This window comes from Neisseria canis, assembly GCF_900636765.1.
GTDB lineage: Bacteria > Pseudomonadota > Gammaproteobacteria > Burkholderiales > Neisseriaceae > Neisseria > Neisseria canis.
The window spans coordinates 1,349,819-1,362,946 of sequence record NZ_LR134313.1; the positions used below are offsets into that span (position 1 = coordinate 1,349,819).

Sequence of the window (13,128 nt, forward strand, 5' to 3'; positions counted from 1 at the left end):
CGAGCCCCACACTGTTTGAAAGACAGACAAGAAATCTTGTCGGTTTCTTTGAAGCAGACCAGAAGTTAAAAAGTTAGAGATTGAACATAAGAGTTTGATCCTGGCTCAGATTGAACGCTGGCGGCATGCTTTACACATGCAAGTCGAACGGCAGCACGGAAGAGCTTGCTCTTTTGGTGGCGAGTGGCGAACGGGTGAGTAATGCATCGGAACGTACCGAGTAGTGGGGGATAACTGTCCGAAAGGATGGCTAATACCGCATACGCTTTGAGAAGGAAAGCAGGGGATCTTCGGACCTTGCGCTATTCGAGCGGCCGATGTCTGATTAGCTGGTTGGTGGGGTAAAGGCCTACCAAGGCGACGATCAGTAGCGGGTCTGAGAGGATGATCCGCCACACTGGGACTGAGACACGGCCCAGACTCCTACGGGAGGCAGCAGTGGGGAATTTTGGACAATGGGCGCAAGCCTGATCCAGCCATGCCGCGTGTCTGAAGAAGGCCTTCGGGTTGTAAAGGACTTTTGTCAGGGAAGAAAAGCTTTGGGTTAATACCCTGGAGTGATGACGGTACCTGAAGAATAAGCACCGGCTAACTACGTGCCAGCAGCCGCGGTAATACGTAGGGTGCGAGCGTTAATCGGAATTACTGGGCGTAAAGCGAGCGCAGACGGTTACTTAAGCAGGATGTGAAATCCCCGGGCTCAACCTGGGAACTGCGTTCTGAACTGGGTGGCTAGAGTATGTCAGAGGGGGGTAGAATTCCACGTGTAGCAGTGAAATGCGTAGAGATGTGGAGGAATACCGATGGCGAAGGCAGCCCCCTGGGATAATACTGACGTTCATGCTCGAAAGCGTGGGTAGCAAACAGGATTAGATACCCTGGTAGTCCACGCCCTAAACGATGTCAATTAGCTGTTGGGGCACTTGATGCCTTAGTAGCGTAGCTAACGCGTGAAATTGACCGCCTGGGGAGTACGGTCGCAAGATTAAAACTCAAAGGAATTGACGGGGACCCGCACAAGCGGTGGATGATGTGGATTAATTCGATGCAACGCGAAGAACCTTACCTGGTCTTGACATGTACGGAATCCTCCAGAGACGGAGGAGTGCCTTCGGGAGCCGTAACACAGGTGCTGCATGGCTGTCGTCAGCTCGTGTCGTGAGATGTTGGGTTAAGTCCCGCAACGAGCGCAACCCTTGTCATTAGTTGCCATCATTTGGTTGGGCACTCTAATGAGACTGCCGGTGACAAACCGGAGGAAGGTGGGGATGACGTCAAGTCCTCATGGCCCTTATGACCAGGGCTTCACACGTCATACAATGGTCGGTACAGAGGGTAGCCAAGCCGCGAGGTGGAGCCAATCCCACAAAACCGATCGTAGTCCGGATTGCACTCTGCAACTCGAGTGCATGAAGTCGGAATCGCTAGTAATCGCAGGTCAGCATACTGCGGTGAATACGTTCCCGGGTCTTGTACACACCGCCCGTCACACCATGGGAGTGGGGGATACCAGAAGTAGGTAGGGTAACCGCAAGGAGCCCGCTTACCACGGTATGCTTCATGACTGGGGTGAAGTCGTAACAAGGTAGCCGTAGGGGAACCTGCGGCTGGATCACCTCCTTTCTAGAGAAGAGCAGGTTTGTCGCATTCACACTTATCGGTAAACTGTATATTGAAGAAGCGGTATTATTGAAGAAGCGATTGTAAAGATTGCTTGATGAGACCTGGGTTTGTAGCTCAGCTGGTTAGAGCACACGCTTGATAAGCGTGGGGTCGGAGGTTCAAGTCCTCCCAGACCCACCAGACATTCTCAAAGCAAGAGTAAGCAGTATCGATACTTGAGTAAGAGTATGGGGGCATAGCTCAGTTGGTAGAGCACCTGCTTTGCAAGCAGGGGGTCATCGGTTCGATCCCGTTTGCCTCCACCAAAAACTTCAATAAAAGGACTTTACAAATTAAAGTTAGCTGCTACAATGCGCAGCTCATTTTAATTTGCGAAGTTTGAGACAAAAGTTTGTTTCATATAAACGCATTGATCTTTAACAAATTGGAAAGCCGAAATCAACAAACAAAGACAATGTCGGCTTACTGTAACAGGTAAGCCGCAGTATTTGGGTGATGATTGTATCGACTGAGCTGTGAAACACAAAAGGCACAGTTCAGTACACAACAAGCAGTAAGCTTTGTCAAAGTAAAGTCTTCAAGTTACGTAGGTAGTCAACGCCGAAACAACGAAGTCAGAGAGGTTCTTGAAATGATAGAGTCAAGTGAATAAGTGCATCAGGTGGATGCCTTGGCGATGATAGGCGACGAAGGACGTGTAAGCCTGCGAAAAGCATCGGGGAGCTGGCAATAAAGCTATGATCCGGTGATGTCCGAATGGGGAAACCCACCGTATTTTGTACGGTATCCTTATCTGAATACATAGGATAAGCGAAGCGAACCCGGAGAACTGAACCATCTAAGTACCCGGAGGAAAAGAAATCAACCGAGATTCCGTAAGTAGCGGCGAGCGAACGCGGAGGAGCCTGTATATGATAGCTGTTGAGATAGAAGAACAAGCTGGGAAGCTTGGCCATAGTGGGTGACAGCCCCGTATTCGAAATTTCATCAGTGGTACTAGGTATACGACAAGTAGGGCGGGACACGTGGAATCCTGTCTGAATATGGGGGGACCATCCTCCAAGGCTAAATACTCATCATCGACCGATAGTGAACCAGTACCGTGAGGGAAAGGCGAAAAGAACCCCGGGAGGGGAGTGAAATAGAACCTGAAACCTGATGCATACAAACAGTGGGAGCCTATTTATTGGGTGACTGCGTACCTTTTGTATAATGGGTCAACGACTTACATTCAGTAGCGAGCTTAACCGGATAGGGGAGGCGTAGGGAAACCGAGTCTTAATAGGGCGATGAGTTGCTGGGTGTAGACCCGAAACCGAGTGATCTATCCATGGCCAGGATGAAGGTGCCGTAACAGGTACTGGAGGTCCGAACCCACGCATGTTGCAAAATGCGGGGATGAGCTGTGGATAGGGGTGAAAGGCTAAACAAACTCGGAGATAGCTGGTTCTCCCCGAAAACTATTTAGGTAGTGCCTCATGTATCACTTCCGGGGGTAAAGCACTGTTATGGCTAGGGGGTCATTGCGACTTACCAACCCATGGCAAACTAAGAATACCGGAAAGTGCAATCATGGGAGACAGACAGCGGGTGCTAACGTCCGTTGTCGAGAGGGAAACAACCCAGACCGCCAGCTAAGGTCCCAAATGATAGATTAAGTGGTAAACGAAGTGGGAAGGCCCAGACAGCCAGGATGTTGGCTTAGAAGCAGCCATCATTTAAAGAAAGCGTAATAGCTCACTGGTCGAGTCGTCCTGCGCGGAAGATGTAACGGGGCTCAAATCTGTAACCGAAGCTGCGGATGCACTAAGTGCATGGTAGGGGAGCGTTCTGTAGGCCGAAGAAGGTGACTTGAGAAGGTTGCTGGAGGTATCAGAAGTGCGAATGTTGACATGAGTAGCGATAAAGCGGGTGAAAAGCCCGCTCGCCGAAAGCCCAAGGTTTCCTACGCAACGTTCATCGGCGTAGGGTGAGTCGGCCCCTAAGGCGAGGCAGAAATGCGTAGTCGATGGGAAACGGGTTAATATTCCCGTACTTGATTCAAATGCGATGTGGGGACGGAGAAGGTTAGGTTAGCAAGCTGTTGGAATAGCTTGTTTAAGCCGGTAGGTGGAAGACTTAGGCAAATCCGGGTCTTCTTAACACCGAGAAGTGAAGACGATTGTCTACGGACAAGAAGTAACCGATACCACGCTTCCAGGAAAAGCCACTAAGCTTCAGTTTGAATCGAACCGTACCGCAAACCGACACAGGTGGGCAGGATGAGAATTCTAAGGCGCTTGAGAGAACTCGGGAGAAGGAACTCGGCAAATTGATACCGTAACTTCGGGAGAAGGTATGCCCTTCGATGTGAAAGACTTGCTCTGTAAGCATTGGAGGGTCGCAGAGAATCGGTGGCTGCGACTGTTTATTAAAAACACAGCACTCTGCTAACACGAAAGTGGACGTATAGGGTGTGACGCCTGCCCGGTGCTGGAAGGTTAATTGAAGATGTGCAAGCATCGGATCGAAGCCCCAGTAAACGGCGGCCGTAACTATAACGGTCCTAAGGTAGCGAAATTCCTTGTCGGGTAAGTTCCGACCCGCACGAATGGCGTAACGATGGCCACACTGTCTCCTCCCGAGACTCAGCGAAGTTGAAATGGTTGTGAAGATGCAATCTCCCCGCTGCTAGACGGAAAGACCCCGTGAACCTTTACTGTAGCTTTGCATTGGACTTTGAAGTCACTTGTGTAGGATAGGTGGGAGGCTTAGAAGCAGAGACGCCAGTTTCTGTGGAGCCGTCCTTGAAATACCACCCTGGTGTCTTTGAGGTTCTAACCCAGGTCCGTGATCCGGATCGGGGACCGTGCATGGTAGGCAGTTTGACTGGGGCGGTCTCCTCCCAAAGAGTAACGGAGGAGTTCGAAGGTTACCTAGGTCCGGTCGGAAATCGGACTGATAGTGCAATGGCAAAAGGTAGCTTAACTGCGAGACCGACAAGTCGAGCAGGTGCGAAAGCAGGACATAGTGATCCGGTGGTTCTGAATGGAAGGGCCATCGCTCAACGGATAAAAGGTACTCCGGGGATAACAGGCTGATTCCGCCCAAGAGTTCATATCGACGGCGGAGTTTGGCACCTCGATGTCGGCTCATCACATCCTGGGGCTGTAGTCGGTCCCAAGGGTATGGCTGTTCGCCATTTAAAGTGGTACGTGAGCTGGGTTTAAAACGTCGTGAGACAGTTTGGTCCCTATCTGCAGTGGGCGTTGGAAGTTTGACGGGGGCTGCTCCTAGTACGAGAGGACCGGAGTGGACGAACCTCTGGTGTACCGGTTGTGACGCCAGTCGCATCGCCGGGTAGCTAAGTTCGGAAGAGATAAGCGCTGAAAGCATCTAAGCGCGAAACTCGCCTGAAGATGAGACTTCCCTGAGGGCTTGACCCTCCTAAAGAGTCGTTCGAGACCAGGACGTTGATAGGTCGGGTGTGGAAGCGCAGTAATGCGTGCAGCTAACCGATACTAATTGCTCGTGAGGCTTGACTCTATCATTTGAAGAACTTTGCATTCTGAAGGATGCGGTACTTTGAATATGAAAGCTTATATCAGTCTTGAAGACGATACACATCACAGTTGATTAAAGAATAAATAAGTGGAAGGACTCTTCCATAACGGCTTTCCCGATTTGTACAGTTTACGTCTGGCGGCCATAGCGAGTTGGTCCCACGCCTTCCCATCCCGAACAGGACCGTGAAACGACTCAGCGCCGATGATAGTGTGGATACCCATGTGAAAGTAGGTCACTGCCAGACACCCATTCAGAATCCCCGATATTGTATGATATCGGGGATTCGCTTTTGCTTTTGGCGGTATTGGGTGTATGGCGGTGCAGAGGGGTAAAAATTTAATAGTTGAACTGTTGTAAAACTGATAATAACGGGAAAAACGGCTTGTAAGGCCGGGAGGGTTTGGTTATGATGGCTGTTCATAAAGGGCGGAGGCTCGTTATGTACGGTATATTGACCAAACACATTCGGGAAACCGGCTGTATCATATTAAGGATGGAACATACATGAAAAAACTGATGTTGGGTGTGTTGGCGGCGTTGTCGTGTGCGTGGTCGCTGGCGGCGGTGAATATCAATACGGCGACGGCGGAGGAGTTGAAGGCGTTGCCGGGTATCGGCCCGGCGAAGGCGGCGGCGATAGTGGAATACCGTCAGGCCAACGGTGCCTTTAAAAGTGTGGAGGAGTTGAAGAAGGTGAAGGGTATCGGGGACGGTATCTTCAATAAGCTGAAGGAAGAGGCGACGGTGTCGGGTGCGGCGAAGGCCAAACCGGCCAAACCGGTGCAGCCCAAGGCCAAGTAGCCTTTAACTGGAAACGAAGCTGTTAACACCGATAGTGCAAAAGGCCCGTCAACGGGCCTTTGTTGCGGGCTGGCTGGAGGTGAACGCGTCAATAAGACGGAAGATGCAGACGCTGTTCGGACAGGCAGGGTTCGGGTTCATAAGTTGATAAGAAATTCGGCGTTGCCATTTCAATCATCCCGCTTTGAAAAGCCTCATACCCTAAAACCATCCCAAACAGTAAATAAACATATAAATCAGTGTATAAGTCTTACTTAAATATGCTCGTATAATATACCTATGTTTACTATTAGGGTCTGAAGTAGATTAGCCCCTAAACTTAAAAAAGCTGAGCCCTGTGGCCTACAGAACTTAGCTTGAAGAGGCTGTTTGAGAAACATTTTTAACTTGTCCAAGGATTGGGGGACAGTTCATACCCCGCATACCGGCCTTTTTCTGTTATGGAAAGTTGCGCTTCAAATCCGAATCAGTCCTTTTATAAATTCAGTCAATATAGATGTGAAGTACAAGCGGGGGTACTTCTATGAACTTTTTTATCTTGGATAGCCTCAAAATTCTTTATATGAATCTAACAAAATAGTAACAGGACCATCATTGCATAAAGTTACTTTCATATGGGTTTGGAATTGGCCGGTTTGTACCTCAATACCTTGTGAACGTAAGATATCTGCTACTTGCTCATAAAGTTTACATGCATGGTCGGGTTTTGCTGCGTTTGAGAAAGAAGGGCGTCTTCCTGTGCGTGCATCTGCGTATAAGGTGAATTGAGAAATCAGTAAAACGGAGCTGCCAGTATCTTTAAGAGAGAGATTGAGTTTGCCGTTAACATCTTCAAAAATACGTAGATGTGTTATTTTTTCCGCAATATAGTATGCATCAGCTTCCGTATCTTTATGTGTTATGCCAAGTAACACAACGAATCCTGATTGAATTTTTCCTGTGGTTATATCAGTGTCGTTTTCGATGACATCAACGTGTGCATGGCTGACCTTTTGAATAACGGCACGCATGTTAGCTACTCCTGTCTGAAACATTGCTGCATATGCGGCAAGTAGGATTTTGGCCGAAAGTGAAACGTTGCCATTCACTATTTAGCGCATTGTAAATCATTAGACTGCCATGTGATGGTGTACCTATATTAGTAAGAACTTTTAAAGCTTCTGCTGCTTGAGTGGTGCCGATTATGCCTACTAAGGGTCCGAATACGCCAAATACTGCACAAGCGCCATCGGATGCATTGTCTCCGTCAAAAAGACAAGCATAGCAAGGCGAATCAGGCAGATCCGGACGATAAACGGCAAGTTGCCCTTCAAATCGTACCGCTGCTCCGGATATTAAAGGTTTTTTTGCTGCTACACTGGCCCGGTTGACAGCCAAACGGGTGGCAAAATTATCGCAGCAATCTAAAATAATATCGACTTCATTTGCTAATTCCAGCAAACGTTTTTCAGACAGGCGCTCATGGAGTGCCCGTATATTTACGCGGCTGTTTATTGCTTCTAAACGTTTTTTTATGGTTTCAGCTTTGGAGAGGTTAATATCGGCTTCTGTGAAGCAAACCTGCCTTTGTAGATTGGTATCTGAAACCAGATCGTCATCAGCAATGATAAGTTGTCCTAAACCTGCTGCCGCCAGATAAGGCAAAGCGGCGGAACCAAGTCCGCCGCAGCCAATGACCAGTGCGGTTGCCGCTAAAAGCTTTTCCTGTCCTTCTATACCGATTTCGTCAAGTAGAAGATGGCGGCTGTAACGCAGTAAATCGCGGTCGTCCATTAAAAAGTTATGCCCTCGTAGCTCTGCTCGAAAGAAAAGTCGCCGCTTTTTCCACCTGTTTTGCTTTCGAGACGGATATGAGTCATGCTCATGCTTTTATCTACAGCTTTGAGCATGTCATAAATTGTTAATAATGCAACATTGACACCGGTAAGCGCTTCCATCTCTACGCCTGTGCTGCCGGTTGTGCTGGCGGTAACCGTTGCCTTAACACGGCTTACATCCAAATCGATTTCAAAATCAACGCGTACATGGGTAAGCGAAATCTGGTGACAAAGCGGTATCAGAAAGCTGGTTTGCTTTGCACCTTGAATGGCGGCTACCCTGGCAACGCCCAATACATCCCCTTTTTTGGCAGAGCCTTCTGCCAAAATACGAACTGCTTTCGGACTCATATTGATGTAGCCGCTGGCCACTGCAACTCGTTCGGTAGGCTCTTTATCGCCGATATTTACCATATGTGCTTCATCGTTTTCATTGAAATGGGTCAATTCGTCAAACATCGTAGTTTTCCTAAATTTTGAATGTCTTATAGATTTAAGTGAGTTGTAAACGTTTGGTGTGGATTTCCACCATGATATTTTAATAGATTTTTGAAATGGCGCCTATGCTGCTGCAACTAAAATAAAATGTTTATACCGCGATTTACGCAGCGCTTCCATATTGTTGGGATAATTGTTGCATTTTTAAAACTCAAATTCCCGTTAAGCCCTCGGGCTGACCGTTAATACAGGCTGTCTTTCCTTGGTTTTATCATTCTTGTAGCATGTTTTAGACAGTTTCTGAGGAGAAATTGTTTCTTATTACCCACAATAATTCAATAAATATCCCTGCTTACCAAGAAATAGTCTTAACTCAGTCCCAGCAAACCTAAAAGGCTGCTTTATAATAACGATTTTTTTAGTCATTGTGTCTTTAAATTTAAAGAATTAACTGAAATAACACTATGAAATCTATCAGAAAAACCACTATTTGCTTAGCTGTGGCTTTGGCCTGTGCCCCTTTGGGAGCCGTAGCTCGAGATATCAATGCCGAACGTGAACATTGGGCGCTGCATGCGCGCAAAGGTCAGGCGGAGTTGGCTGAGTCAATTGGCGCTTTGCGTAAACTTTATGCGCAAAGTAAAGACACAAAAGTTAGAGCCGATTTAATCGCGCTGCTTGTGCGTCAAGGCAAACCTGCGGAAGCGTTGGTCGTTTGCTCGGAATGCAAGCCTAACAACTATACTTCCGACGAATTGGAAAACTTAGCCAAAGCGGCGCGTGACAATAAACAATTTCAAGAATCTTCAGTGCTGTATGCGCAACTTCAGCGTGTCGATGCATACAAAAAAATAGGTTTTCTTGGAGGCGCTTTGGCCTCTTCGGAAGCAGGCAAACATGCTGCTGCACGCAACCAGATTATCGAATACCGTAAACGATTTGGCAATGATGCAGATATTACTGCGGCGGAAGAATATATTAACCAGCGTTCGCAGTCGCTTTCTGAGCGTTTGGAGACCCTGCAAAAAAAGTTGGCTCAAGACCCTCAAAATAAAGATTTAGTGTTGCAAACCTATCGTACTGCCGCACAACTTCAAGCATACCCTGTGCAGGATGAGTTGATTCAGCGTCATCCAAAATTGTTCAGTCAAACTGATTTATTGTGGTTGAAATTGAGTAAGGCGGTAACTCAATTAAGGTTGAGCCGTGAAACCAATGATGTCGTGCAATTGGAGGCTGCCTACAATAGTTTGAATGAAGTAGCCAACCAAGCCCCAGCTGGCAGTGATTTGCAAATCAATGCCATACGTGACCGCATGGCAGCGTCAATCGCTTTGGGTAAAGACAAACAGGCATTGGAAGACTACAACATGTTGCGCCGTATAGGTGAGCAGCCGCAATATGTGAAAGAGCAGTATGCGCAAGCTCTGTCAATGAATGGCAGCCCGATTACGGCTCGGAGTATTTATCAAGAAATCATGCAGCAGCAAAAAGCAGAATCTGGTGCGGTTTCTCCAAATCTGACAGGTAAACTGGTAGAGGCCGATGCGGATATGGGTTTCTATACCGATGCACAGGAGCGTGTCAAAAGCTGGAACCCAAAAAAAAACGTTCCAGACTTCACACACACCCGGGAAATAGATAATCCTTACTATGACCAGCAGTTTTTTTGGAACGCCCGGCTCGAAGCATGGAACGGAAACCATAAGAAAGCCGCCGCATTGATGGATGCGTGGCTTGCCGAGCATCCGGGCGACCCATGGGCTATGATTTTGCGTGGTGACTTGGCTTATTGGAATGGTAAAGGTGACGAGGCCATCAAATGGTATGAGCAGGCCAAAGATCATATTTCTCCTGAAAGCCAAATTTGGGTAAACAATCAAATTGCCAATGTTTGGATGAGCACCGGTAATTGGGGGGCAGTAAAAGAAATGGCATCAAAGCTGGATAGAAAAGATCCTGCCTACAAAGCTTTTTGGGAACAATATGACAAAGCCCGTGCAGCGCAGTTGAATATATCCGGCAGCGCCATGAAAACTACCTCGCCTAAGGACGGCACTGAATGGGGTCAGAATGTAACTTTGCATACCCCGCGTAGTGCGGGTGGACATCGGGCTTACATTACCGAGCAAACGGCTTATGTTCCGAATAATGGCGATCCTTTGCGCGCCGGCCGGGTTGGTATTGGTGCGGATATCAGCTTGCATCCTGTAACGGTAAACGTTGAGGCCGGTCATGGTACCGATCTGAATAAAAAAGTTTATGCAAACATAGGTGCAGATTACCGCATCAATGAACGCATTAGCGTGAATGCCAAAGCCGCACATAATAGCGCCAACACACCAACTAAAGCGCTTCAACAGGGGGTTTATGCCGATGAATATAATCTGGGCGCCTCTTATACTCATTCCGCCAATACCCGTGCGGGAGCTGGATTAGGAGTGATGACATTTGATGATGATAATGTCCGTAAGAGCGTTTACGGCTGGGTTTCCCAAATGTTGTACCAACGTAACCGCTGGAAGTTGGATGGTTCTTTATGGGCAGATTATAGCAACAATAAAGACACACCTTCTGCCTATTATTACAACCCGAAAAACAGCAAAACGGTAAGTGGCAGCCTCAGCCTTTCATATGCCATGCCGTTGAATAATGGTATCCGTTTGAACCAGAAATTAACGGGTGGTGTGGGTCGTTATTGGCAGGCAAACCATAGTCCTGAAAATACTTGGTTGTTGAAATACGGCCATGATTGGTCGCTTGGCAAGAAAACCAGCTTGGGCTATGAGTTGGGTCGTAAACAGGCTATTTATGACGGCGAACCGGAGTTTCAAAACTTTGGTAATGTTAATTTAAATGTGAAGTTCAAATAATTAAAAACATGGTTTTCAGACAGGCATATGCCTGTCTGAACAGAGCTTGTTACTATAATTTTGCAGCCACAACCATGTACTAGGATCAAGGGTTTGCCTTATGAAAAGTATCCGTTTTTTATCTGCGTTTGCATTGTTATTGGGTATGGTAGGTACAGCCTACCCAGCCAACCTGCAATATGGTGTAATGTGCTATCACGATGTGGTTGACGAAAGTGCGCCGCCAGAGGCAGACGGGCGTGATGAGTTTGATGACGAATTCCGACGCCAATATTATCCGCAAACCATCACGGTAAATAAGCTTATCAATCATTTTAACTGGTTGAAAAACAACGGCTACACACCGGTAAGCTGGCAACAGATTAAAGATGCGCGTGCCGGAAAAGGAAAACTGCCCGACAAGCCGGTTTTGCTTACCTTTGACGATGGCTACCTCAGTTTTTACAAAACAATTTTTCCTGTGTTGAAAGCCTATAATTACCCGGCAATGTATGCTTTGGTAACCAGTTGGATGGAAACGCCGGCTAATGGTTATATTGCCTACGGTAAGAAAAAATTGCCCCGAAAAGCCTTTATCACATGGGAGCAAGTACGTGAAATGCAGAAAAGTGGTTTGATAGAAATTGCTTCGCATACCCACGATTTGCACCGGAGTAATTTCGGTAACCCTTTCGGCTCTGAATTTGCCGCCGCATTGCCCGGAAAATATGAAAACGGCCGTTATGAAACGCCGGAAGAATACCGTAAACGGATTGCGCAGGATTTAAGGCTCTCTGCCGATATTATTGAAAAACACACCGGAAAAAGACCTAATGCTTTGGTATGGCCTTATGGGCAATACAACCAAGAAGCCACTGAAATTGCTCGAAAGGAAGGTTTCGATAGTGATTTCACTTTATTTGACCAAAAGTTAAACAAAGAAAATGATAGACATATAGGTAGGCTTCTTGTCGATCATGAAACCGGCTACGGCGTTATCAAATCTTATCTTGAAGGTAAGATGTTTGAGAAGAAAATCAAACGGGCTGTGTATGTGAATTTAGATGACTTATATAGCCCGGATAAAGCGCAATTCAATCGTAATTTCGATAAATTGGTCAGCAGAGTTTCCCAGCTTGGCGTTAGCGTTGTTTATCTTCAGGCATTTTCTGATGAAGACGGCAATGGCGTGGCAGAGTCGGTATATTTCCCCAACCGCCATTTGAAGGTTAAAGCAGACTTGTTCAGCCGCGTGGCATGGCAGTTAATGACCCGCTCAAATGTAAAAGTGTATGCCTGGATGCCGATGACCGCATTCAATTTGGGTTCAGGCTATGATTATGTCGCCAATAATGGCACGCGCCGTTTATCGTTTAGCAGCGGTAAGAATCAGCGTGCCGTAACAGAAGTTTATGAAGACTTATCATTCAGCAGCCGTTTTAATGGTTTGTTATTTCAAGATGATACGGTATTTGCAGATTTCAAAGGTAATTTAGCCGCCGGTGCGGGTAATAATCCGCAATATTGGCAGCAGGCGGAGCGTAATACTGACGGATTAATCAGTTATTCGAACCAGCTGAAAGCCGGTGCTATGAAATATAGCTTTAACGGGGCGGTCGAATTGAAAACGGTTCGCAATTTATATGCAGGTCCTACCTCAAATAGTGAAGCGCATCAGTGGTTTACAAGAAGCCTTGCTAAGTATGTCAATCATTACGACTATACTGCTGTAACCATTATGGTTTATGAAAAAGGAAAAAACGCCACGGCCAAAGAAGCAGATAAGTGGGTAAAAAATGTAGCACATAGTGTGAAAAAAACAGGCCTTCCTTTAGACAAAACCATTCTTGAGCTGCAAGCGAGAAATTGGCAAAGCGGGCAACCTGTTCCGGCGGAAGAGCTCGTTCAATGGATGGATGACCTGAAAAAAGAAGGCATTAAAAATATAGCCTACGCGCCTGACGATTTTGTGAACAACAGGCCGGAAATTAATATTGTGAAGCCGGCTTTTTCAATTGGAAAGTAAATATTATCTTAGCTCCAATTAAACT

General features: G+C 47.0%; 6 protein-coding genes, 2 tRNA genes and 3 rRNA genes. 8 read left to right on the forward strand and 3 right to left on the reverse strand.

From position 1 onward, the window contains the following. The first annotated feature begins 82 nt into the window (after window positions 1-82). The 6 genes from EL143_RS06360 (at window position 83) to EL143_RS06385 (ending at window position 5,970) form a co-directional block, all read left to right on the forward strand. Window positions 83-1,623: ribosomal RNA gene (locus EL143_RS06360) — 16S ribosomal RNA — on the forward strand. 103 nt (window positions 1,624-1,726) lie between these two features. Further along, window positions 1,727-1,803 (forward strand) — tRNA-Ile (locus EL143_RS06365). A 49-nt stretch (window positions 1,804-1,852) separates the two neighbouring features. Continuing rightward, window positions 1,853-1,928: transfer RNA gene (locus EL143_RS06370), tRNA-Ala, on the forward strand. A gap of 333 nt (window positions 1,929-2,261) precedes the next feature. Further along, window positions 2,262-5,148 (forward strand): 23S ribosomal RNA (locus tag EL143_RS06375). A gap of 152 nt (window positions 5,149-5,300) precedes the next feature. Further along, window positions 5,301-5,413, forward strand: a 5S ribosomal RNA gene (gene rrf / locus EL143_RS06380). The 16S, 23S and 5S rRNA genes sit together here with 2 tRNA genes alongside, the layout of an rRNA operon. A gap of 260 nt (window positions 5,414-5,673) precedes the next feature. Beyond that, the gene (locus EL143_RS06385; RefSeq protein ID WP_085417575.1) at window positions 5,674-5,970 is read left to right on the forward strand and encodes a ComEA family DNA-binding protein; all 297 of its coding nucleotides are present in this window, start codon (window positions 5,674-5,676) and stop codon (window positions 5,968-5,970) included. A 548-nt stretch (window positions 5,971-6,518) separates the two neighbouring features. On the opposite strand, the gene dtd is transcribed toward EL143_RS06385, so the two are convergent. From dtd to moaC, 3 genes are read right to left on the reverse strand one after another with little or no spacing between them, the layout of a single operon-like run. Then, window positions 6,519-6,980: a D-aminoacyl-tRNA deacylase gene (dtd, locus tag EL143_RS06390; protein ID WP_085417074.1), complete on the reverse strand. Its 462-nt coding sequence runs from the start codon at window positions 6,978-6,980 to the stop codon at window positions 6,519-6,521. Window position 6,981: 1 nt separating this feature from the next. Further along, a complete protein-coding gene (locus EL143_RS06395) occupies window positions 6,982-7,743 on the reverse strand; it encodes a HesA/MoeB/ThiF family protein (RefSeq protein ID WP_085417075.1) in 762 nt (253 codons plus the stop codon). Then, entirely contained in the window at window positions 7,743-8,246 is a 504-nt protein-coding gene (gene moaC / locus EL143_RS06400) for a cyclic pyranopterin monophosphate synthase MoaC (protein WP_085417076.1), read from the reverse strand. The genes EL143_RS06395 and moaC overlap by 1 nt, the downstream gene beginning before the upstream one ends. 443 nt (window positions 8,247-8,689) lie before the next feature. Here moaC and pgaA point away from each other — a divergent pair, with 443 nt between their 5' ends. Next, a complete protein-coding gene (gene pgaA / locus EL143_RS06405) occupies window positions 8,690-11,098 on the forward strand; it encodes a poly-beta-1,6 N-acetyl-D-glucosamine export porin PgaA (protein ID WP_085417077.1) in 2,409 nt (802 codons plus the stop codon). Window positions 11,099-11,243: 145 nt separating this feature from the next. Beyond that, window positions 11,244-13,103, forward strand: coding sequence for a poly-beta-1,6-N-acetyl-D-glucosamine N-deacetylase PgaB (gene pgaB / locus EL143_RS06410; protein ID WP_232001371.1), 1,860 nt, complete (start codon window positions 11,244-11,246; stop codon window positions 13,101-13,103). Window positions 13,104-13,128: the final 25 nt, after the last annotated feature.